Raw genomic sequence first — 23102 nt, forward strand, 5'->3', positions numbered from 1 at the left:
CATGCATCTGCTCAGGACCCAGCCCGGCGGTTTCGTCTCGGATGACAACATTGCCGACCTTGGACAAACCCCTGCCGAGCTGGTGATCCTGTGCAGCGGCGATTCCAGCCTCGCGCTGCTCGCCGAAGCCGCGCAACAGTTGCCGGACGATTACCCGAGCTTGCGTCTGGCCAACCCGATGCAGGTGCAGAACCACGCCTCGGTCGATTTGTATGTCGACGAAGTGCTGCGCCACGCCAAGGTGATTCTGATCTCGCTACACGGCGGCATTGCGTATTGGCGTTACGGCGTCGAGCGGTTGGTCGAACTCTCACAGCGCGGCGTGCAGTTGATTCTGGTGCCCGGCGATGATCGCCCGGACCCGGAACTCAGCGACCTGAGCACGGTGGTTGCCGAAGACCGCGACCGGCTTTGGCATTATTTGCGTCAGGGCGGCATGGCCAACGCACTCGATCTGTTTCGCTGCCTCGCCAATCGCTGGCTGGAGCGTGACTACGCGTGGGCCGAGCCGCAAACCTTGCCGCGCACAGCGATTTACCATCCACAAAAAAGTCCCGCCGCACTGCAGGATTGGCTAGCCGACTGGCAGGCCGATCAACCGGTAGCGGCGGTGCTGTTTTACCGCTCGCATTTGCAGGCGGCGAACACCGCGTTCATTGATGTTTTCTGCCAGCGTTTGCAAGCGGCGGGGTTGAATCCCTTGCCGATTGCCGTGGCCAGTCTCAAAGAGCCCGGCTGCCTTTCGGTGGTCGAGGACTGGCTGGATGACGTCGAAGCCTCGGTGATTCTCAACACCACCGGCTTCGCCCAATCCAGCCCCGAAGCACCGCACTTGCGACCGTTTCGACGCAACATCCCGGTGATCCAGGCCATCTGCGCCCAGGACAACGAACCCGGTTGGCGTGCCAGCGAGCAAGGCCTTGGCCCGCGTGATCTGGCGATGCACATCGCGCTGCCGGAGCTGGACGGGCGGATCATCAGTCGCCCGATCAGCTTCAAGGACCTGGCGTGGCGCAGTGAGCGCAGTCAGTCCGACGTGGTGTGTTATCGAGCACAACCGGAACGCATGGACTTTGTCGCCGAACTGGCGCGGCGCTGGATCGATCTGGCGCGGGTGCCGAACAGCGAAAAACGCATTGCCCTGATCCTCGCCAACTACCCGACCCGCGACGGGCGCATCGGCAACGGCGTGGGCCTCGACACACCGGCCGCTGCACTGAATATTCTGCGTGCGCTGCATCAAGAAGGTTACCCGCTGCCGGCCGAACTGCCGGGCAGCGGCACCGAACTGATCCAGCAATTGCTCGGCGGCGTCAGCAATGACCTCGACACCCTCGATCAGCGCCCGTGCCAGCAAAGCCTGGCGATGGATGATTACAACCTGATGTTCAACGCCTTGCCCGAGGCTAATCGCCAGGCAGTGCTGGAACGTTGGGGCACCGCGCAAAACGATCCGATGTTCCGTGACGGGCGAATGATGATCGCCGGCCTGCGTTTCGGCCTGACCTTCGTCGGCATTCAACCGGCGCGCGGTTATCAGGTGGACCCGAGCGCGGTCTATCACGACCCGGACCTGGTACCGCCCCATGGTTATCTGGCGTTCTATTTCTGGTTGCGCAACACCTACGGCGCCCACGGCGTGATCCACGTCGGCAAGCACGGCAACCTCGAATGGCTGCCGGGCAAAGGTGTCGGACTGTCCGAGCATTGCTGGCCGGACGCATTGCTCGGGCCGCTGCCGAACATCTATCCGTTCATCGTCAACGATCCGGGTGAGGGCGCCCAGGCCAAGCGCCGCACGCAAGCGGTGATCATCGATCACCTGATGCCGCCGCTGACCCGCGCCGAAACCTACGGTCCGCTGCGTAACCTCGAACTGCTCGCCGACGAGTATTACGAAGCGCAATTGCTTGACCCGCGCCGCGCCCGTGAATTGCAGCGCGACATTCTGCAATTGGTACGCGACACGCACATCGACCGTGAACTGCAACTGGACGAGAAGCTCGACAGCGACGCCGATGCAGCGATCTGGCTGCCGCGCCTGGACACGTATTTGTGCGATCTGAAGGAGTCGCAGATCCGCGATGGGCTGCACATCTTTGGTGAATCGCCGACCGGGCGTCTGCGCATCGACACGTTGTTGGCTTTGTTGAGGATTCCACGGGGCGATGGCCGCGGCGCGCAGTCAAGTTTGCTGCGGGCGTTGGCCAAGGCGTTTGGATTGGGCTTTGATCCGCTGGATTGCGCGTTGGCCGAGCCTTGGGTTGGGCCGCGACCGATTGAACTGCAATCTGTCAGCGACGAAGCCTGGCGAACTGCCGGCGATACCCGCGAACGCCTCGAACTGTTCGCCGCTCAACTGATCTCGCAAGTTCTCGATACCTGTGGGAGCGAGCCTGCTCGCGATGGAGTGTCAGCCACATTGGTGTCGACTGACACACCATCGCGAGCAGGCTCGCTCCCACAGGGTCTGTGTTGGGATGAAGTGCAGGCCATCCTCGACAACCTGCGCGAAGTGGTTGCGCCAAGGCTCGACGCCTGCGGCCCGGCGGAAATGCGCGGCTTGCTCGACGCCCTCAGCGGTCGTTTCGTCCCTGCCGGCCCCAGCGGCGCGCCGAGTCGCGGGCGGCTGGACGTGCTGCCGACCGGACGCAATTTCTATTCGGTGGACGTGCGCAACTTGCCGACCACCACCGCGTGGCGCATCGGTTTTCAATCGGCGAACCTGATTCTCGAGCGGCACTTGCAGGACCACGGCGATCACCTGCGTCAGCTCGGCCTCTCGGTCTGGGGCACCGCGACCATGCGCACCGGCGGCGACGACATCGCGCAAGCCATGGCGCTGATGGGCGTGCGCCCGGTCTGGGCGACGGGCAGTCAGCGGGTCGATGACTTCGAAATTCTGCCGCTGAGCCTGCTCGACCGCTCACGCGTGGACGTGACCTTGCGCGTGTCCGGGTTCTTCCGCGATGCCTTTGCCAATCTGATCCGCCTGTTCGATGCGGCGGTGCAGGCAGTCGCTGCGCTGGATGAACCGGACGATCTCAATCCATTGGCGGCCAAGGTCCGCGCCGAGCGCGAGGCGTTGCTGCAATCGGGCCTTGATGAAGAAGCGGCCAAACGGCAGGCCGGTTGGCGCATCTTCGGCGCCAAACCCGGTGCTTACGGTGCTGGCGTGCAAGGGGCAATCGATGGTCGTTTGTGGCAGAGCCGCGAGGACCTGGCCGAGGTTTACCTGAACTGGGGCGGCTACGCTTACGGCGGTGCCGACGAAGGCACGGCGGCCCGCGAGCAGTTCGCCCAGCGCCTGAGCCAGGTTCAGGCCGTGCTGCAAAATCAGGACAACCGCGAGCATGATTTGCTCGACTCCAACGACTATTACCAGTTCCAGGGCGGTATGCTCGCGGCCGTGGAAAGCCTCAGCGGTGCAGCGGCTGCCAGTTACCATGGCGACCACAGCCAACCGGACTTGCCGAAAATCCGTACGCTGAAGGAAGAACTGAACCGGGTGATCCGCTCGCGGGCGGCCAATCCGAAGTGGATCGACGGCGTGAAGCGCCACGGCTACAAAGGGGCGTTTGAACTGGCGGCGACGGTCGATAACCTGTTCGCCTTCGACGCGACGACGCAGTTGATCGACGATCACCAATACGCGTTGCTGGCCGATGCGTATTTGCTGGACCCGGCGACCCGGGATTTTGTCCGCGAGCACAATCCCCATGCGTTGCGCGACATGACGGAGCGCATGCTGGAAGCGCAGCAGCGGGGGATGTGGCAGGAACCCGGCGCCTATAAAGAAGCACTGGAAAACCTGCTGCTGGACATAGAAGAAGACACCTGACACACCGTAGATCCCCTGTAGGAGTGAGCCTGCTCGCGATAGCGTTGGGTCAGTCAATATTGATTTGCCTGACACACCGCTATCGCCGGCAAGCCGGTCTCGCTCCCACAGTTAGAAGCATTTCACCGACCATGACCGAGATTTGATAATGACCGACACCCCGCATTTCCCCTTATCCGCCGTGGTCGGCGCCGACGATCTCAAACTCGCTTTGTACCTCACCGCCATCGACCCGAAAATCGGCGGCGTGCTGATCGAAGGTCCACGCGGCATGGCCAAATCCACCCTGGCCCGAGGCCTCGCGGACCTGCTCGCCAGCGGTCAGTTCGTCACCTTGCCGCTGGGTGCCACTGAAGAACGCCTGGTCGGCACCCTCGACCTTGATGCCGCCCTGAGCGAAGGTCGTGCGCAGTTTTCGCCCGGCGTACTGGCCAAGGCTGACGGCGGCGTGCTCTACGTCGATGAAGTCAATCTGCTGCCCGATCACCTGGTGGACTTGCTGCTCGACGTCGCCGCCAGCGGCACCAACCTGATCGAGCGTGACGGCATTTCCCATCGGCATTCGGCAAAGTTCGTGTTGATCGGCACCATGAATCCGGAAGAGGGCGAGTTGCGTCCGCAACTGCTCGACCGCTTTGGCCTGAACGTCGCCCTCAGCGGGCATACCGCACCCGCCCAGCGTGGGCAGATCATCCGTCGGCGGCTGGATTTCGACAGCGATCCGCAACGCTTCTGCGCCGAGTGGGAAAGCCAGCAGCAGTCTTTGCGTGAGCGTTGCCAGACAGCGCGCAGCACACTGGCGAGCATCCCCCTGGACGATGAGGCGCTGGCACAGATTACCGAGCGCTGTTTCGCCGCCGGTGTCGATGGGCTGCGCGCTGACCTGGTCTGGCTGCGTGCCGCCCGTGCCCATGCGGCGTGGCGGGGGGCGAGCGCCATTGCCGAGGAAGATATCGATGCCGTTGCCGAGTTCGCCTTGCGCCATCGTCGTCGCGAACAGTCGCCATCGGCGCCGCAACAGGCCCGGCAATCCGCGCCGCAACCATCCAGCCCGAGCGAAGGTCAGGGCCAATGGGGCGAAATGCCGGCGCAGGCGCTGCCGGTCGGTGCTCGACGTGAAGTGCCGAGCTGGCCAAAAAAGCCCTAGGCATTCGCCCTCGATCTGACGCGGGGGCGAATGCCAGGCCCCGCGCCGGACGGCTGGACCACGGCAAGCAGGGTAAGCGTCATGCCGCCCGCAGCGGCTCGATCAATTGGCCCGGCACCTTGCTCAACGGCCGCCCGCGCCAACGCCAGGATGTGCTGTTTCAATTGCGCACCCGTTCGCCCCATGAACTGTGGCTGGTGATCGTCGACGCCTCGGCCTCGACGCGCCGACACCAGGCCTTGAGCGACGCCAAGGGGCTGTTGGCGCAGTTGTTCGACGACGCTTATCGCCAGCGTGCGCACCTGGCGTTGCTGACGGCCAGCGGCCATGCGCCGAAGTGGCAAGTGCAGGGATTGAAAGCTTCCAGCGGGTTGCGCCACTGGCTCGATGGCCTTGGCGCGGGCGGCGGTACGCCGTTGCTGGCGGCACTGGGCGAAGCGGGGCGATGGCTCGCGGTCCGGCAAAAACGATTCCCGGCGGAGCAACAACGGTTGTTGCTGGTGACCGATGGCCGGTTGAAGGAGTGGTCGGGGTTGCCGGCGCTGGCGTGTCCGGGGCTGCTGATCGACATCGAGCGTGGGCCGATTCGGTTGGGGCGGGCGCGGCAGTTGGCAGCGGAGTTGCAAACGGATTATCGGCATATTGATGAGCTGGTTTCAGGCTGAGTTTGCAGTGTCTGTGCTGGCCTCTTCGCGGGCAAGCCTCGCTCCTACAGGGACAATGCGTAACCTGTAGGAGCGAGGCTTGCCCGCGAAGGCATCACCTCGGTAACGAATACTCACGACCAATCTGCAGCGCTGCCCTATGCTCTGAAAGCAGCCATTCACAGGAGTGAAGCATGCGTGTTCTAGCCACAAACAGTCAGGACGATTTCCGCGTCAAAGCCTACGCCGGCACCAACGGCGTGCTGCTGGCCATGGACCTGGCCGAATCCCGCCGCAAGGGCCTGTTGGGTTTCGCCATCGAAAAACAGCAAGGCAGCAAACCCTGGTTGTTCCTGTTCAATAGCCTGACGTTCCCCGGCAAGGCTCATACGTTCCCGCAGTTTCACGCCACCCCGAGCGACCTCGCGCCGCTGCAGAAATTTCGCTGGGCCGATTACGCGGTCAATCCGGGGATGACGATCCATTACCGAATCCACCTCGCCTATGGCAGCGCGGATGCACCGCAGCTGGGCGAATTTCTGGAGGTGACCGTCACGTCCGACAACGGCCTGCCGCACAATCAGAGTGTGATTTTCAATCGCGCGGTGGCTGCCAGCCAGGCATTCCAGCGCAAGTTTCCCGACCTCGACGCGTTGATCAGCGCCAACAAAAACCTGCCCATCGAAGCCTGGCCCGATGCGCCGCGCCAGTGGCTGGAAAACGGTTTGCTCGGGCGCTTGCTGGGGTTTATCGAACGGGCGGTGGATGGTCAGTGGGCGCTGGACATTGCCATTTACGAGTACGAGTTGCAGGTGATCGTCGATGCCGTCAACGCGGCGTTCGAACGGGGTGTGAAGGTTCGCGTGCTGTATCACGCACAACCCGACGATGACGACACCGTCATCAACCAGGCCAGCCTGGAAAAAATCCCGGCGGCGAACAAGCGCGGGCGTGTCACTCACAATATCTTCCACAACAAATTCATGGTGCTGAGCCAGGTTGATGCCGCCGGGCAGCTTCAGCCTGAAGCGGTGCTGTGCGGCAGCACCAACTTCACGCCCAATGGCGTTTATCGACAGGCCAACGTGGTGCATGTGCTGGACGACGCGCGCATCAGCGCCAGCTATCTGCAGACCTTCGAGCAAGTCTGGGCGACACCGGACGACGTCGGCGCCACCCGGCAATGGATCACGCAACACAACCCGATAGACCCGCAGCAACCGCTGTTCGCCGGGTTCTCACCGCGTTCGGGGCAGGGTGATTTGCGGGCGTTTGTCGAGATCATCAACGCCGCGAAAAAGGACGTGCTGTTTGTCACCGCGTTCGCCTTGCCCGACGACATTCTCAACGCGCTGCTCGGCCAGCCCCACGATGACATTTTGCGTTACGGCCTGCAAAACACCGCCAGCCGCATCACCGGTTTTCACGCTGATCGCAGCGCCGAATTTGCCGCGACTGCGCTGCTTAACACCGGGCTGGAGGGCTGGCTTCGAGAGAACATGAAGGGCCAGAAGGGCAATTTGCTGGTGCACACCAAAGCCGTGGTCACCGACTTCACCAGTGATGCGCCGACGATCATCAGCGGCAGCCACAACCTCAGCGCTGCGGCCAGCAACGGCAACGACGAGAACTACCTGATCGTGCGCGGCGATACCGATCTGGCTGATCGTTATGGTTTGGAGTTGCTGCGGTTCTACGAGCATTACCGCTTTCGCTACTTCGCCAAGAAGCTCGCGCTCAAACAGGTGCAGCCGTTGAAGGCGGATGACAGCTGGACTGATGATTACTACCTGGCGGGGGATTTGCGGCAGCTGTCCAGATTGCGATTCTCCGGACGGTAAATCAGTGTATCCAATGGCCCCATCGCGAGCAGGCTCGCTCCCACATGGGATTTGTGTACGCCACCGACCAAATGTGGGAGCGAGACCGGCTTGCCGGCGATGGGGGCGACACGGTCTCCCCGCGTCAGTGGAACTTTGAACTTCCCCCTGATTACTTCCCCATCGCCTGTCGGTACTGCCGCGTACGCCGGCCAATGTTCAAACGGTCAAGGATCAGCGCCCAGACTGCCGACACCTCAGGCCGGGGCTTGCGGCCACGGCTCAGGCGCTGGAGCTGGAATTTCACCACAGCCATGCTCGCCAATGCCGCCAACGGTTTGCGTTTCCACTGGATCGGCGGCAGTTGCGGATGGCTGTTCCGGCCTTCGCGCCAGTGTTTGACCAGCTGCGGTTCGAGGGCCAACGCCGTGCCGATGCCGGCCATGGCGATGCCGCTGTCGAGTACTTGTTCGACGATCGCCAAACGCCGAATCCCGCCGGTCACCATCACCGGCATGCGCGCCACGCTCGCCAATTCACCGGCCATTTCCAGAAAGTACGCTTCCCGCGCCAAGGTCCGGCCATCGCGTGCCTCGCCCTGCATGGCTGGTGCTTCGTAGCTGCCGCCCGACAACTCAAGCAAATCGATCGGCTGATCGTTGAGCCACTGGATCACTTGGCGAGCATCGTCGGCGTCGAAGCCACCGCGCTGGAAGTCGGCCGAGTTGAGTTTTACCGAGACGCAGAATTTCGGTGATACGGCCTGGCGAACGGCGCTGATCACGTCGAGCAACAAGCGTGCGCGATTCTCCAGGGATCCGCCCCAACGGTCGGTGCGGCGATTGGTCAATGGCGACAGGAACTGGCTGATCAGGTAGCCGTGCGCCGCATGAATCTGCACGCCGGTGAAGCCGGCTTTTTCGGCGAGGGCAGCGCTGGTGGCGAAGCGCGTGATTACCTCGGCGATATCGCCCTCGGACATCGGTTTGGGTTCGGCAAACATCTTGGAAAATGAACCGAGATCCAGTGCCACCGCCGAGGGCGCCCACGCTTGCTGGCCGAGGTTGGCCATGGTCTGGCGCCCCGGATGATTGAGCTGCACCCAGAATTGCGCGCCACCGGAGCGGCCAATCGTTGCCCATTGGCGAAAGCGTTCCATGTCGCGTTCATCTTCCAGCACCACGCCACCGGGGCCGGTCATGGCGCGGCGGTCGATCATCACATTGCCCGTCAGCAACAACCCGGCTTCGCCCCCGGCCCAGGCCTGGTACAAGCGAAACAGTGCATCGGACGGCGCCTGCCCGGTGTCGGCAAGGTTCTCTTCCATCGCCGCTTTGGCAATGCGATTGCCGATTGTCTGGCCGTTGGGCAAATTCAACGCTTGGAAGGGCGACATGCTTGACTCCTCATCAGTGGAGAACAGAGGCTAAGCTTAAAGCTCACTTTAATGTCAAGCAGGAAAACGAGACCGGGATGGAAATTGGTGAATTGGCTCTGGCGCCCTTCAAGCCTTCGCGCTGATGGCGGCAGCCGATGGGGCGGGAATCGGATTGCGCATCAGCGTGCCCACCACCAACGCCCCCAGCAATGCGAGTAATCCGGCGACCAACAACAAGAGACTGAAGCCGCCGACGAACGCCTGTCGAGCCAACGGTTCGACCACGCCGCGCGCGGCTTCCGGCAACAGGTCCAGCGCTGCCGGCATGTCACCGGCCACCACCCGCGACGCGATGCCTTGGGTCTGGGCGAGCCATTGCGCGCCTTGTGCCGACAAGTCTGCGCGCAACAACTGTTCGGCATGGCTGGACAGCAACGCGCCGTACACGCCGATGGCCAGCACGATCGCACTGAAACGCATAGTGGTGCTCATGCCCGAGGCCATCCCGGTGCGTTCCCTGGGCACGCAGGCCATGATGTTTTTCTGCGTGTCGCCATTGAGCAGCCCGGCCCCCGCGCCGGTGACGGCAATCGCCAGGGCAAAAGGCAGGTAACCGCCGCTGCTGACCGCCCAGGCACTGAGCAGATTGCCGCTGCCGACCAGGGTCAAACCGGTCGCCATCAACGTGGCCGGGGCAAACCGACTGGCCAGGCGCACACCGATACGCGGGCAAATCAACATGGTCAGGGCAAACGGCAACATGCCCAACCCTGAGGCGATGGCCGAGAAACCCAGGCCGTTTTGCAGATAAAACGGCAGCAACGTCATCATCACCTGCGCGCAGCCGGCGTAGGCAAACATCCCCAGCAGCGCGCCGATGAAGCGTGGATGTTTGAACAATTGCAGGTCGATCATCGGCCGCCGCTGCATCCGCTCGATCACGACGAACAACCCCAGTAACAGCGCACCGCCGATCAGTCGGGCGTAAGTGATCGGGTTGTTCCAGCCGATCCGGTTGGCCTCGATCAGGCCCCAGATCAGGCACAGCAAACTGCCACTGAATGCCAGGCTGCCCCACGGATCGAGGCGCGCGGATTGAGGGTCGCGGGATTCCGGCACCGCACGCCAGACCATGACCATCAGGAACAGGCCCACCGGTAAATTGAGGTAGAAGATCCAGCGCCAGCCAATGAATTCAGTGATCAAACCGCCGACGGTCGGCGCGGCTGTCATCGCCACGCCCATGCACGCGCCCCAGAACGCCCAGGCCTTGGCCCGTTCCACCTCATCGTGAAACGTATGGCCGATAGAGGCCAGGGCCGAGGTCAGCAGCAACGCCGCGCCGACCCCCTTGATCGCACGTGCGATGTCGAGGAACAACGCGTTGGGCGCAGCGCCGCAACCGATGGACGCCAGAATGAAAATGCCCAGGCCACAGAGCAGGGTTTTCTGCCGGCCGAAGCGGTCGGCGATGCTGCCCGCTGGCAGCAACAGGGCGGCGAAGGCGAGCATGTAGGCGCTGACCACCCATTCGATGTCGGCAAAATTGGCGCCCAGGTCCCGGGCGATCGTCGGCAGGGTGACGGCGACGATGTTGGTATCGAGGACGATCAACGAACACACGCCAGAGGCGGTCAGCAATGTGAGGCGCGGATTGACGCGGCTCATGAGCGGATTGCCTTTTGCACAAGGCTGCTTTCTGTAACGGCGAAAAGGGGTTTGACGTACATGCTGTGGGCTCTCTACTGTGATTGCCGAATGAGCTTATCGCGACCGCTTGTGCGCTTCGTTAGCCGAAAACCGGCACTTCATTACCTTTGAGCTAATGCGCCCATGGACATACGGCATTTCCGCTACTTTCTGGCCGTTGCCCGGCAAGGCAACTTCACGCGTGCTGCCGAACAACTCGGTATCGCACCGCCGACCTTGACTCGACAGATCCAGGACATGGAGAACGAGCTCGGCACGCGACTGTTCGTGCGCCAGACCCGCGAAGTCAGCCTGACCGAAGCCGGTGCCGCACTGCTGATCGAAGCCGAGGCGACGGTGCGGCAATTCGAGTATGCCCAACGCAACGCCCAGCGCGCCGGGCGAGGGGATATCGGTCATATCGAGTTGGGTTACGTGGCCTCTGCGGTGTACTCGGGCCTGCTGCAAAAGCAGGTGCAAGCGTTCAGCCGCGAATGTCCGGACGTCAGCCTCAACGTGCGCGAAAGCCCGATGGCGAGTTTGCCGGCGATGGTCCTCGAAGGCCGGTTCGATATCGGTTATGTGCGTTCACCCATGACGTTGCCCGAGGGGCTGGAAGCCATTCGCCTCGACGCGGAAGGTTTTGTGCTGGCGCTGTCGAGCGAGTCGTGGCTGTGCCGTTTGACCGAGATCGGCCCGGAGCATTTGCAGGGCGAGACGTTCATTCTGCCGGAGCAGATCAGCGGCACCTTGCAAGTCGCCGCCGAGGGCGGGTTTGCGCCGAAACTCGGGGCGCAACCCGGCGGGCTGGTGGCGGTGCTGGCGCTGGTGTCGCTGGGGCAGGGCGTGGCGGTGGTGCCGGAGTCGGTGGTCGGGCACGTCGGGTTGCCCGGTGTGGTTTACCGGTCGATCAAAGGGTGTGAGGCGAGCTCGTGGTTGTCGTTGGTTTATCGGCGGTTTGAGAAGTCAGCGGCGGTGGTGCGGTACATCGAACGGGTGAAAAACCGTTAAAAGATCGCAGCCTACGGCAGCTCCTACAGTCGTTCGACGACGTTCTGTAGGAGCTGCCGAAGGCTGCGATCTTTTGACCTTCTACAGATTTTGTAATGATTTCCGGCTGTAGGAAAAGTCGCTTTCACCTGTACGCTCCAAGGCCTTTTTCCTTTCAGGACTTGCATGAACACCCTCTCGGAGCCCCCCAGTTATCCTTCCCTTCAGCGCCATCGTGCGCGCCTGATACACGCGAAACACCCGGTCTTTCGCCTTCCGAACACCCTTGTCATTGCAGCTCCACGGCCTCTGCGCCGCGCCTTGCCGTGCCCGGCATTCTGAATTCACTGAAGAGATCGAGACGTTTTTATGGAATGGATAGCTGACCCCACCGCGTGGCTGGGCCTGTTGACGTTGATCGTGCTGGAGCTGGTGCTCGGCATCGACAACCTGGTGTTTATCGCGATCCTGGCGGACAAGCTGCCACCCGAGCAGCGTGACCGTGCGCGAATCATCGGTTTGTCCCTGGCCTTGCTGATGCGCCTGGGCCTGCTGGCGAGTATTTCCTGGCTGGTGACCCTGACCCAGCCGCTGTTCGAGGTGTTCGAGCACAGTTTCTCCGGCCGTGACCTGATCATGTTGTTCGGTGGTGTGTTCCTGTTGTTCAAGGCGACGATGGAATTGCACGAGCGACTTGAAGGCCATGTCGGCCAGCGCTCGTCCAACACGGCTTACGCGCTGTTCTGGCCGATCGTCGCGCAGATCGTGGTGCTCGACGCGGTGTTCTCCCTCGACGCGGTGATTACCGCCGTGGGCATGGTCGATGAGCTGGCGGTCATGATGATCGCGGTGATCATCTCCATCGGCCTGATGATTGTCGCCAGCAAGCCGCTGACCCGTTTCGTCAACGCACACCCTACGGTGATCATGCTGTGCCTGGGCTTCCTGATGATGATCGGCTTCGCGCTGACCGCTGAAGGCCTGGGCTTCCATATTCCGAAGGGCTACCTGTACGCGGCCATTGGTTTCTCGATCCTGATCGAGCTGTTCAACCAGATCGCCCGGGCGCGCCGCAAAAAGTCCATGCAGGGCCTGCGACCGATGCGCGAGCGCACGGCTCACGCGGTCTTGCGTTTGCTGGGGGGGCGCAAACTGGCGGTGGAAGAGGTCGGCGAAGAGATTGCCGACATGCTCGACAACGGCGAGGCGCCGAGCGAAGAGCTGTTCGACCGTCGTGAGCGGGTGATGATCAGCGGCGTGCTGCAACTGGCCGAGCGCCCGATTCGCACGTTGATGACGGTCCGCGCCGACGTCGATCACATCGACCTGTCCGACGACGCAGAAGCCATTCGTACACGGCTGATGCATTCGTCCTACTCGCGCCTGCCGTTGATACGCGACGGTGCGGTGGATGAGCCGCTGGGCTTCGTGCACAAGAAGGAATTGCTCAAGGAATACCTGGCCGGCAACGAGCCGGACCTTGAACATCTGGCGCGCAAGACCATCAACTTGCTGGACAGTTATTCGATCCTCAATGCCCTGGAACAGATGCGCCAGGCCTCGACGCACATCGCCTTTGTGGTCAATGAGTTCGGTGACTTCGTTGGCGTGCTGACCATGACCGACATTCTCGAGTCGATTGCCGGTGAGTTGCCCGACGCCAGCGAAATCGAGGGGCCGGACGTGGTGGAAGAGCCGGGCGGGTTCAGGGTCAATGGTGCGTTGAACCTGATGCGGGTTCGCCAGCGGACCGGGTTCGCCGTAGAACCGACCGAGGACTATCAGACCTTGGCGGGGCTGGTGATGAGCATGCTGGATCGACTGCCGATGATTGGCGACAGCCATGAGTGGGAAGGCTGGCGCATGACGGTGATGGCGGTTGAAGAGCGGCGGGTGACGCGGGTGTTTCTGACGCGGATCGGCGGGTGATTATTCGTTGAGTTTGAGGGCCTCATCGCGGTGAGGCCCTCACATTCACCTCAACCCTTCGCGGATTGCTCTTCCAGCTGATCCGACTCAAACAGCTTCGCCAGTTCCGCCCTGGCTTCCTGCGCGGTCTGCAACACCTTCGCCGCATCGTCATACACCGCATGCTGCGCTTCCAGCACTTGCTCGTCGTGATGCTGGAAACGCTTGATCCGCGCATCGGCCTGCGCCTGGGTCAGGCCCAATCCCACCAGCGTGCGCCGGCTCATTTCCAGGCTCGAATAATAGGTTTCCCGAATCGCCTCGGCCCCCAGGTCCACCAACCGGTGTACATGCTGACGGTTACGGGCGCGGGCGATGATCTTGATGTGAGGATACAGCCGGTGCACCACCTCGGCGGTCTTGATGTTGGTGTCCGGGTCGTCGGTGGCGATGATGAAGTATTCCGCGTGCTCGATCTTGGCCGCGCTGAGGATTTCCGGGCGCATCGGGTCGCCGTAGAACACCGGCACGCCGCCAAAGCTGCGCGACAGTTCGATGGTTTCCACCGAGGTGTCGAGGGCGACGAACTTGATGTTCTGCGCGCGCAGGATACGGGCGACGATTTGCCCCATCCGGCCCATACCGGCAATCACCACACGCGGCTCGTCGGTGTCGATCTCGCGGAATTTCTCCGGCACCACCACCGGCTGCACCTTGGGACTGACCAGTCGCGCGCAGATCAGCAGCAACAACGGCGTCACCGCCATGGACAGGGTGATGGTCAGCACCAGCAGATCGTACAGGCGCGGTTCGAACAAACCCTGATCGCGGCCGATCTTGAACACCACAAACGCAAACTCACCGCCCGCCGCCAGTACGATGCCGAGGCGAATCGCACTGACCTTGCCCAAACCGCCAGCCAGTCGCCCCACGACAAACAGCAGCGGCAGCTTGATGGCGATCAGCAACAGGGTCAGGCCCAGCACCGTGATCGGTGCGCTGAGCAGCAGGCTGAGATTCGCGCCCATGCCGACGCTGATGAAAAACAGCCCCAGCAGCAGGCCCTTGAACGGTTCGATCTGCGCTTCCAGTTCGTGGCGGTATTCGGAATCCGCCAGCAGCAAACCGGCGAGGAACGCGCCAAGTGCCATCGATACGCCGACCAGATCCATCAGCCACGCCGTGCCGATCACCACCAGCAACGCAGTGGCGGTGGAAACCTCCGGCAGACCGGTGCGGGCGACCACACGGAACACCGGTCGCAGCAGATACCGTCCGCCGATCACCACCACGGCGATGCTGCCCAAAACGCGCAAGCCGTGGTTCAAATCCTCGGTCGCGGTGGTGGTGTGATCGCCGCCCGCCAGCAACGGCACCATGGCGATCAGCGGGATCGCTGCGATGTCCTGGAACAGCAAAATCGCGAATGCCAGACGCCCATGGGGGCTGGTCAATTCCTTGCGTTCGGCCAGGCTTTGCAGGCCGAAGGCCGTGGAGGACAGTGCCAGGCCCAGCCCCAGCACAATCGCGCTGTTCAACGGCTGGCCAAACACGAACAGCGCCACCACGCCAATCACCGATCCGGTCAGCAGCACCTGCGCCAGACCGACGCCAAACACCGATTTGCGCATCACCCACAAGCGTCGCGGCGACAGCTCCAGGCCGATGATAAACAGCAGCAACACCACGCCGAGTTCGGAAATATGACTGACGCTTTGCGGGTTGCCGATCAGCCCCAGTACCGACGGCCCGATGATCACCCCGGCAAACAGATAACCCAGCACCGCCCCGAGTTGCAGGCGCTTGGCTAAAGGAACGGTGAGCACCGCCGCGAACAGGAACACGACAGCGGCTTGCAACAGGTTGCCTTCATGGGGCATGGGGAAACTCCAGAACTCGGTACGGCGGGGGGTACAAGGATAAAGGCTGAGACGACGGGCGCAAGCCAGGCCTGCAATGATTGTATGAATGGCGCGAGTGCAACAATCGGGACTGTTTCAGTGCACTCGAAGTCCGATCAGGTTGATTCGACACGACTGTGGCTCAACCCCTGCTCACCCAACCGATACTGATTATTCCCGCTGCGCTTGGCTTCATACATCGCCAAGTCTGCAATATGAATCAACCGGTCCATGCTCGGCGCATGATCGGGGAACACCGCGACGCCCAGGCTGGTGCCGATGTGGCGCTGGTCGTTGCCGATGGTGACGGGAGGTGAGAGTTCGACGAAGATTTTCTGGCAGATGTTGCGGGCTTCGTCTTGCAAACTGCCGCCTTGCGGCAGGCCCTGGAGGATGACCACGAATTCGTCGCCACCGATGCGGGCGACGGTGTCAGTTGAGCGCAGGATTCGCTTCAGGCGCGTGGCGGTGGTGACGAGTACGCGGTCGCCGGCGGCATGGCCGTAACGGTCGTTGATCGCCTTGAAACCGTTGAGGTCGACGAACACCAGTGCTACTCGGGTGGCGGTGATTCGGGCTTGTTCCAGCGCCTCGGACAAACGCTCTTCGAGTACCAGCCGGTTGGGCAGGCCGGTCAACGGGTCGAAATGGGCCAGGTGCTGCAGGTAACTGGCGGAGGCTTTTTCCTCGGTGATGTCGCGGACCACGCCCATCATCTTGATCGTTTCATCGTGGTTGTTTTTCACCACGTTGCCGGTCTCGCGCAACCAGCGGATGGTGCCGTCGGGCCAGATGACCCGGTATTCCTCGTCATGGTTCTCGCCGGTTTCCAGGCAACGCAGCTCACCGGCCCGGACCCTGACCCGGTCGTCGGGATGCACGCAGGCGCAAAACAAGGCGTAGGAGGGCGTCACTTCGCCGATCTTGAAGCCGAACATGCCGTAAATCGCGTCCGACCAGTAGAGCCGATCGGTGTCGACATCCCAGTCCCAGGTGCCGATTCGGGCGAAATACTGGCTGCGCTTGAAGCGTTCGGCGTCGCTGTCCTGATGGATGTTTTGTCGTTCGGACAGGTGGGTGATGAGCACGCGATATTCGTCGAGCTGCTTTCGCAGCGAACGCTCGCGACAGATCAGCGCGATAATCAAGGCAAGCAGCAACGCGCAAATGGCTGCGCCGGTCCAGACATGAATCATGCAGAGGTTGCCGTCATGGCGTTTTGATTCCTATGGTCGGTGCTGCATATCTTAGTTCACGCCTAATGGTAGAAACAGGCCGTATGGGTTGCCAATCGCGCACGTTTCTGGGAAAACGGCGCCGTTACGTCCAATTGGGCGAGTGAACAATAGAGTGAACATGATGAATGATGAACTGCAGGTAATCGATCTTGAAGCGGGCGACGGCAAAGCAGCCGTCAAAGGTGCGCTGATCACCACCCAGTATCGTGGCTGGCTGGAAGACGGTAGCGAGTTCGATTCTTCCTACAGCCGGGGCAAACCTTTCCAGTGCGTGATCGGCACCGGACGTGTGATCAAAGGCTGGGATCAGGGGATCATGGGGATGCAGGTCGGTGGCAAGCGCAAATTGCTGGTGCCGGCGCATCTGGGCTATGGCGAGCGCACGATGGGGGCGATCCCGCCGAATTCGAACCTGATTTTCGAGATTGAATTGCTGGAAGTTTTGACGCGGGATGATTGATTGGCGCGTCAGGGGGAGGTGTGTTGTTTGTCATGCCGCCATCGCCGGCAAGTACGCAATCCCTGTAGGAGCCGGCTTGCTGGCGATGAACGATAACGCGGTCAATCTGGCATGACTAACCCTGAAACGTCTCCCTGTACGCATACAACCCCGGTGTCCCGCCCGTCATCACAAACAGCACGTTGTCCCCGGCGCGAAAACGTTCTTGCTTGAGATCCGCCACCAACCCGGCAAACGCCTTGCCGGAGTACACCGGGTCGATCAACAGACCTTCAGCGCGGGCCATCAGGCGTACGGCGTCTTGCATGGCTGGCGTCGGCAGGCCGTAACCCTCGCCCAACTGACTGCCGTCGATCACAACCTCTTCTGGCCGCACGTTGGCGGTGCTGCCCAGTAAAGCCAGGATGTCCCGGGTCAATTTCAAGGTTCTGGTCGCTGACGTTTCCCGATCCGACAACACCGAGTAAGACTTGACCATCGAGGCCCCTCGGTCCAGCAACTGGAAGCCTGCCGCGAGCCCGGCGTGGGTGCCGGCGCTGCCGTTGGGCACCACGACCTGATTGAAGACCAGGCCGAGTGCCGTCTCCTGCTGCATGATTTCTGCGGCGCAACGTGCATAACCGAGACTGCCGAGGGGCGTTGAGCCGCCCATGGGAATCACCAGCACCTTGTGTCCCGCGTCCTGAAGTTGCGCCGCGCGAGCCTCGGCCCGAGCGAGCGAGTCGGTGCCTCCCGCCAGCACTTGCAGTTGCGCGCCAAACAATTGGTCGAGCAGCACATTGCCGTTGAGTTCGTAGTCCACATCAGCCTTGGGGACCGAGCGGGTCAGGATCAATTCGCAGGCGATGCCCAGGCGTGCGCAGGCTGCGGCGGTCAGGCGCGCATGGTTGGACTGCACGCCGCCGACGGTAATGACCGTATCAATGCCGGCCTGCTGCGCCGCCCCGATATGGAATTCGAGTTTGCGCAGTTTGTTGCCGCCACCGCCCAGCAACATGTGATCGTCGCGTTTGAGAAACAGGCGAATTCCCCGCGTCCCCAGGCCCAACAGCTGTTCGAGGCGTTCGGCTCGTTGAATGGGCGTGGGGCCTTGCAGAAGGTCTGCTCGCGCAAATGCGCTCAGGGCTTTGTCCAGTTGGGTTTGCATCGATGGCGCCTCGCTGACGTTTATCAGAGTGACTCTAGGGAGAAAGTCACTCGCGATAAACGCATTGCCAGTCATTACACCCTTAACCTGATGTAACAAATGCGCCGGCGTGATCTTCACGAGAACAGCGGGATTCGGCCATTCAGGGAAGGGCGGTAGCGCCAGGTCAATCGCTCCAGCGCGGGTTTCAATGCCAGAATCTGCGCCAGCGTGGCGCTGGCGATACTCATGGCCAGCACCTGCCCCGGGCATTGATGACGACCGGCACCGAAGGTGAAACTGCGTCGCTGCGGGCGTTCGAGCATGAATGCATCAGGCTGCTCATTGAACTGCGGATCGCGATTGGCCGACGCCAGCATCACCAGGATCACATCGCCCGCATTGAAGTTCATACCCTCGATTTCACAGGATGCGGCGACGAAGCGACGGGTGTTCTGTACCGGCGGATCGAAGCGCTGGACTTCGGCCAACAGGTCGTCAATGTTGATCGAATCGTTCAGCCACTGCGGATGTCGAATCAACGCCAGTAACGCATTGCCGATCAGCCCGGCGGTGGCTTCATAGGTTTGGGAGAACAGGCCGATGAGGTTGGCAATCAGGGCTTCGCTGTCGTCGGAGGTTGCCGAAAACCGCTGGCGGATACCGGCAAGAAGGGCGCTTTGATTGTCCGGGTCGTCCAGCAACTCAATGAAGTAACCGCGCAACTGTTCCGCCGCCGCATGGGCAGCGTCCAGGTGTGCCTGAGCGCTGAGGGGCGACAGGCACGCGACGAAATCCCCGGTCAGCTCGCTGATCACCCGAGCCTGTGCGGGCGAAAACCCCAGCAACGCCGCCACTACGCACACCGGGCCAAGGAACATTGCCTTGTGCAGCCCTTCGGCGTCGGGGCTGAGCAACCGCGCACCGACCAACGCATCGACTTCCTCCCCGTCAATAAGCGCCACCTCCGGCTGGATCGCCGATCTTGGGCAACGCTGGCGTTTGCCCTCGTTCATGCGCATCAACTGACTGAAGACCTTGCCGGCCATGCCACTGGCAATGGCCTTGGGCACTGGTTCGTGAGTCGGCCGCACGTGACAGTCAGGATGCGCCAGCACCGCCGCCACGGCTTTGGCGCTACTGGCCACCCACAGTTTCAGTCCCTGGTGAAAAACCAGTCCGCCTTGAGCGCGCAACTGCGCGTAATAAGGATAAGGATCGGCATGAGTCGCAGCGATGATCGGGTCCATGGGTCGCAGCCTTGTTCGTGGTGGGAAAAGTGTTGCTACTATCTCCAGTCCGAAAAGGGCTTGATTCGTCCGGGAGCGAAATATGAACGCAGAACCACACGACCTCGGTGTTTCACAGGTGGCGGCGGCCATTGCCGAACCGGCCCGGACCAAAATGTTGTGTTCTTTGATGGACGGCCACGCCCGCACCAGCACCGAGTTGGCGGCGATTGCCGAAGTCAGCGCTTCCACTGCCAGCGCGCATCTGGCCAAACTCAAGGACCTGGCGCTGCTGCGTCTGCACGTCCAGGGGCGCCATCGCTATTACAGCCTCGCGGACAAACGCGTGGCCCAGGCGCTGGAAGCGTTGATGGTGATCGGCCAGAACACCGCGCCGACCTTCAACCCACGCACGCCGGACCGCCTGCAATTTGCCCGCACGTGCTACGACCACATGGCCGGCACGCTGGCGGTGTTGCTGCATGACCGGCTGCTGGAAAAAGGCTGGTTGCTGGAAACCGATGAACAGGCTTATCGGTTGAGTGACAGCGGCGAGGCGTTGTTCGAAGGGCTGGGCATTGAAGTCAACGACCTGACCACGCAGCGCCGACGGTTTGCCTGCCCGTGCCTGGACTGGAGCATGCGTCGACCGCATCTGGGTGGTTCGTTGGGCGCGGCGTTGCTGCAAACGGCGATCAAGCGCAAATGGGTGACGCAGGATCTGGACAGCCGGGCGCTGACGTTGACCGCGTTGGGCCGCAAGGAAATCGGCGCCCGGTTTGACCTGAAGCAAAATCTGCCCGTAGGCGCGCTGATTCCCGGATTGATCACCCAGGCCGGTCAGGTCAGCGGCATCAAGGGCAGGGTGGGCAAGCGCCTCACACTGGCAAACGGAGTTCCTGACACGGACTCTCGGGAAACACAGAACCTGTAGGAGCCGGCTTGCTGGCGATGGACTCCAGTGCACCGCGGTGAACCAGTCAGTAAGCGTTATCGTTAACGACCATCGCCAGCAAGCCGGCTCCTACAGTTCTGAGGCGAATGGAATGTCTGGCTCATAAAAAAGCCCCCCATCGCCAAGACGATGGGGGGCTTGGATGCAGCAGAGGTCAGATCAAACCTTGACGATCCAGCCTGCTGGCGCTTCGATCTCACCGGTTTGCACGCCAGTCAGCTCTTTGTAGAGCTTCTGGGTGACCGGGCCGACCTCGGTTTCGCTGTGGAACACGTGCAGGTGGTCGTTGTAGCTGATACCGCCGATCGGGGTGATCACGGCAGCCGTACCGCAAGCGCCGGCTTCCTTGAAGTCGGACAGCTTGTCGATGAACACGTCACCTTCAACCACTTCCAGGCCCAGACGCGTCTTGGCCAGTTCGATCAACGACAGACGGGTGATGCCCGGCAGTACCGACGGCGAGTTCGGGGTGACGAACTTGTTGTCATGGGTGATCCCGAAGAAGTTGGCCGAACCGACTTCTTCGATTTTGGTGTGGGTCATCGGGTCCAGGTAGATGCAGTCGGCAAAATGCGCCTTCTTGGCCTGGGAACCAGGCATCAGGCTGGCGGCGTAGTTGCCGCCGACCTTGGCTGCGCCGGTGCCTTGTGGGGCGGCACGGTCGTAGCTGGAGATCAGGAAGTTGTGCGGGGTCAGGCCACCTTTGAAGTAAGCGCCGACCGGGATGCAGAAGATCGAGAAGATGAACTCGGGTGCGGTACGCACGCCGATGTTGTCACCCACGCCGATCACGAACGGGCGCAGGTACAGCGCACCGCCGGTGCCGTAAGGCGGGATGAAACGCTCGTTGGCGCGGACCACTTCCTTGCACGCTTCGATGAACTGCTCGGTCGACACATGCGGCATCAGCAGGCGGGCGCAGCTGCGCTGCATGCGGGCGGCGTTCTGGTCCGGGCGGAACAGGTTGATCGAACCGTCCTTGCAACGGTAGGCCTTCAGGCCTTCGAAGCATTGCTGGCCATAGTGAAGGGCAGTCGAGCCTTCGCTGATGTGCAGCACATTGTCTTCGGTCAGGGTGCCTTTGTCCCACTCGCCATTACGCCAGTGCGACAGATAGCGCTTGTCTGTCTTGATGTAATCAAAACCCAGCTTGTCCCAATTGATGCTTTCGTTACCCATGACACCCTCTATCACTTAACAACCGTCGAAACGGTTCAAGGCTTCTGACGTTTTTTGGATGGGGACAACAATACTTCATTCCGGGCCCAATTCGCAGCCCGGAATGCATTCCTTTGTAGGAGCAAGGCTTGCCCGCGAAGAACGATAACGCGGTGTATCTGAACCATCGCGTTATCGTTCTTCGCGGGCAAGCCTCGCTCCTACGGGGTCGGCTTAAAGGTGCAGCGCGTGGCCAAGAGCCCGCAACGCCGCTTCCTGCACTGCTTCGCCCAACGTCGGATGCGCATGGATGGTGCCGGCGATGTCTTCCAGTCGGGCGCCCATTTCCAGGCTTTGGCCAAACGCGGTCGACAATTCCGAAACACCCACGCCAACGGCCTGCCAGCCAACAATCACGTGATTGTCCCGACGAGCGACCACTCGCACGAAGCCGCTTTTCGATTCCAGCGTCATCGCCCGGCCATTGGCCGCGAACGGGAAGCTTGAAACGATGCAGTCCAGACCCGCCGCCTTGACCTCGTCCGGGGTCTTGCCGACCACCACCAGTTCCGGGTCGGTGAAGCACACGGCAGCGATAGCCGTCGGGTTGAATTCGCGGGTTTTACCGCTGATCAGCTCGGCCACCATTTCGCCCTGAGCCATGGCCCGGTGCGCAAGCATCGGTTCACCGCTGACGTCGCCGATGGCGTAGACGTTGCGCATGCTGGTCTGGCAACGGTTGTCGATCTTGATCGCCGAGCCGTTCATGTCCAGATTCAGCGCTTCGAGGTTCCAGCCCTGGGTGTTGGGTTTGCGGCCAACGGCGACCAGTACCTGATCGGTTTCCAGGTTCAGGGTTTCGCCGTTCGGTTCGAGAACCTGCAACGTATTGTTATTAGAATCAAAGCCTTGGACGCTGTGCTTCAAGTAAAGCTTCACGCCGAGTTTTTTCAATTCATCATGAACAGGCTGGGTCAGTTCAGCGTCGTAGGCCGGCAGGATGCGATCTTGCGCCTCGACCACACTGACGTCGGCGCCGAGCTTGCGATAGGCAATCCCCAGTTCCAGACCGATGTAACCGCCACCCACCACGACCAGCCGTTTCGGTACCGATGTGGGTGCCAAGGCTTCGGTGGAGGAGATGATCGGCCCGCCAATCGGCAGCATCGGCAGGTTCACGCTTTTCGAACCGGTGGCCAGCACCAGGTGCTCGCACTGAATGCGCGTGTCGCCGACTTCTACGGTTTTACCATCGATAACTTTCGCAAAACCTTGAATAACCTGAATTTTGTTCTTTTTCAGCAGCGCCGAGACGCCAGTGGTCAGGCGATCAACGATGCCGTCCTTCCACTCGACGCTTTTGCTGATATCGAGGGTCGGCGTTGAGACGCTGATGCCCAGCGCAGAGTGTTTGCTGTGGTGCTGCGTCTGGTGGAACTGCTCGGCAACGTGGATCAACGCTTTCGACGGGATGCAGCCGATGTTCAGGCAGGTACCGCCCAACGATTCGCCTTCCACCAGAATGGTCGAGATGCCCAGCTGACCGGCACGGATCGCCGTCACATAACCGCCAGGACCGCCGCCGATGATCAGCAGTGTGGTGTTCAAAATCTGCATG

General features: G+C 61.6%; 16 protein-coding genes. 8 read left to right on the forward strand and 8 right to left on the reverse strand.

Going from position 1 to position 23102, the window contains the following annotated elements:
- The first annotated feature begins 1 nt into the window (after position 1).
- The 4 genes from cobN (at position 2) to KGA82_RS12170 (ending at position 7473) form a co-directional block, all read left to right on the forward strand.
- A complete protein-coding gene (gene cobN, locus KGA82_RS12155) occupies positions 2-3841 on the forward strand; it encodes a cobaltochelatase subunit CobN (RefSeq protein WP_223450476.1) in 3840 nt (1279 codons plus the stop codon).
- A 148-nt stretch (positions 3842-3989) separates the two neighbouring features.
- Positions 3990-4988, forward strand: a complete 999-nt coding sequence (locus KGA82_RS12160; protein WP_223450484.1) for an ATP-binding protein — start codon at positions 3990-3992, stop codon at positions 4986-4988.
- 53 nt (positions 4989-5041) lie between these two features.
- Positions 5042-5653, forward strand: coding sequence for a vWA domain-containing protein (locus KGA82_RS12165; RefSeq protein ID WP_081501807.1), 612 nt, complete (start codon positions 5042-5044; stop codon positions 5651-5653).
- Between the two features lie 173 nt (positions 5654-5826).
- Positions 5827-7473: a phospholipase D-like domain-containing protein gene (locus KGA82_RS12170; protein ID WP_223450486.1), complete on the forward strand. Its 1647-nt coding sequence runs from the start codon at positions 5827-5829 to the stop codon at positions 7471-7473.
- Positions 7474-7624: 151 nt separating this feature from the next.
- On the opposite strand, the gene KGA82_RS12175 is transcribed toward KGA82_RS12170, so the two are convergent.
- Entirely contained in the window at positions 7625-8848 is a 1224-nt protein-coding gene (locus KGA82_RS12175; RefSeq protein WP_223450488.1) for an NADH:flavin oxidoreductase/NADH oxidase family protein, read from the reverse strand.
- Positions 8849-8956: 108 nt separating this feature from the next.
- Positions 8957-10498, reverse strand: a complete 1542-nt coding sequence (locus tag KGA82_RS12180; protein WP_223450490.1) for an MFS transporter — start codon at positions 10496-10498, stop codon at positions 8957-8959.
- A 165-nt stretch (positions 10499-10663) separates the two neighbouring features.
- Between KGA82_RS12180 and KGA82_RS12185 the strand changes: the two genes are divergently transcribed.
- Positions 10664-11530, forward strand: a complete 867-nt coding sequence (locus KGA82_RS12185) for a LysR family transcriptional regulator (protein WP_008040050.1) — start codon at positions 10664-10666, stop codon at positions 11528-11530.
- A 348-nt stretch (positions 11531-11878) separates the two neighbouring features.
- A complete protein-coding gene (locus KGA82_RS12190; protein ID WP_223415963.1) occupies positions 11879-13438 on the forward strand; it encodes a TerC family protein in 1560 nt (519 codons plus the stop codon).
- A 50-nt stretch (positions 13439-13488) separates the two neighbouring features.
- Here KGA82_RS12190 and KGA82_RS12195 read toward each other — a convergent pair whose 3' ends face one another.
- Positions 13489-15297 (reverse strand): monovalent cation:proton antiporter-2 (CPA2) family protein, encoded by a 1809-nt coding sequence (locus KGA82_RS12195; protein WP_223450492.1) that lies wholly within the window; start codon positions 15295-15297, stop codon positions 13489-13491.
- Between the two features lie 137 nt (positions 15298-15434).
- The gene (locus tag KGA82_RS12200) at positions 15435-16514 is read right to left on the reverse strand and encodes a sensor domain-containing diguanylate cyclase (RefSeq protein ID WP_223450494.1); all 1080 of its coding nucleotides are present in this window, start codon (positions 16512-16514) and stop codon (positions 15435-15437) included.
- Between the two features lie 163 nt (positions 16515-16677).
- On the opposite strand from KGA82_RS12200, the gene KGA82_RS12205 reads away from it, so the two are divergent.
- On the forward strand, positions 16678-17016 hold the full coding sequence (locus tag KGA82_RS12205; RefSeq protein WP_032832522.1) for an FKBP-type peptidyl-prolyl cis-trans isomerase: 339 nt from the start codon (positions 16678-16680) through the stop codon (positions 17014-17016).
- 115 nt (positions 17017-17131) lie between these two features.
- Here KGA82_RS12205 and KGA82_RS12210 read toward each other — a convergent pair whose 3' ends face one another.
- On the reverse strand, positions 17132-18163 hold the full coding sequence (locus tag KGA82_RS12210; RefSeq protein ID WP_223450497.1) for a D-cysteine desulfhydrase family protein: 1032 nt from the start codon (positions 18161-18163) through the stop codon (positions 17132-17134).
- A 116-nt stretch (positions 18164-18279) separates the two neighbouring features.
- Positions 18280-19392, reverse strand: coding sequence for a cytochrome P450 (locus KGA82_RS12215; RefSeq protein WP_223450499.1), 1113 nt, complete (start codon positions 19390-19392; stop codon positions 18280-18282).
- Positions 19393-19474: 82 nt separating this feature from the next.
- Here KGA82_RS12215 and KGA82_RS12220 point away from each other — a divergent pair, with 82 nt between their 5' ends.
- Positions 19475-20305 carry an ArsR/SmtB family transcription factor gene (locus KGA82_RS12220; RefSeq protein ID WP_223450501.1) on the forward strand — a complete coding sequence of 277 codons (831 nt, stop codon included), beginning with the start codon at positions 19475-19477 and terminating at the stop codon, positions 20303-20305.
- A gap of 180 nt (positions 20306-20485) precedes the next feature.
- Here the strand turns inward: KGA82_RS12220 and KGA82_RS12225 are convergent, their stop codons facing one another.
- Positions 20486-21505 carry a branched-chain amino acid aminotransferase gene (locus tag KGA82_RS12225; RefSeq protein WP_008034076.1) on the reverse strand — a complete coding sequence of 340 codons (1020 nt, stop codon included), beginning with the start codon at positions 21503-21505 and terminating at the stop codon, positions 20486-20488.
- 213 nt (positions 21506-21718) lie between these two features.
- Entirely contained in the window at positions 21719-23101 is a 1383-nt protein-coding gene (gene lpdA / locus KGA82_RS12230) for a dihydrolipoyl dehydrogenase (RefSeq protein ID WP_223450504.1), read from the reverse strand.
- Position 23102: the final 1 nt, after the last annotated feature.

This window comes from Pseudomonas sp. BF-RE-22, from assembly GCF_019956155.1.
GTDB lineage: Bacteria > Pseudomonadota > Gammaproteobacteria > Pseudomonadales > Pseudomonadaceae > Aquipseudomonas > Aquipseudomonas migulae.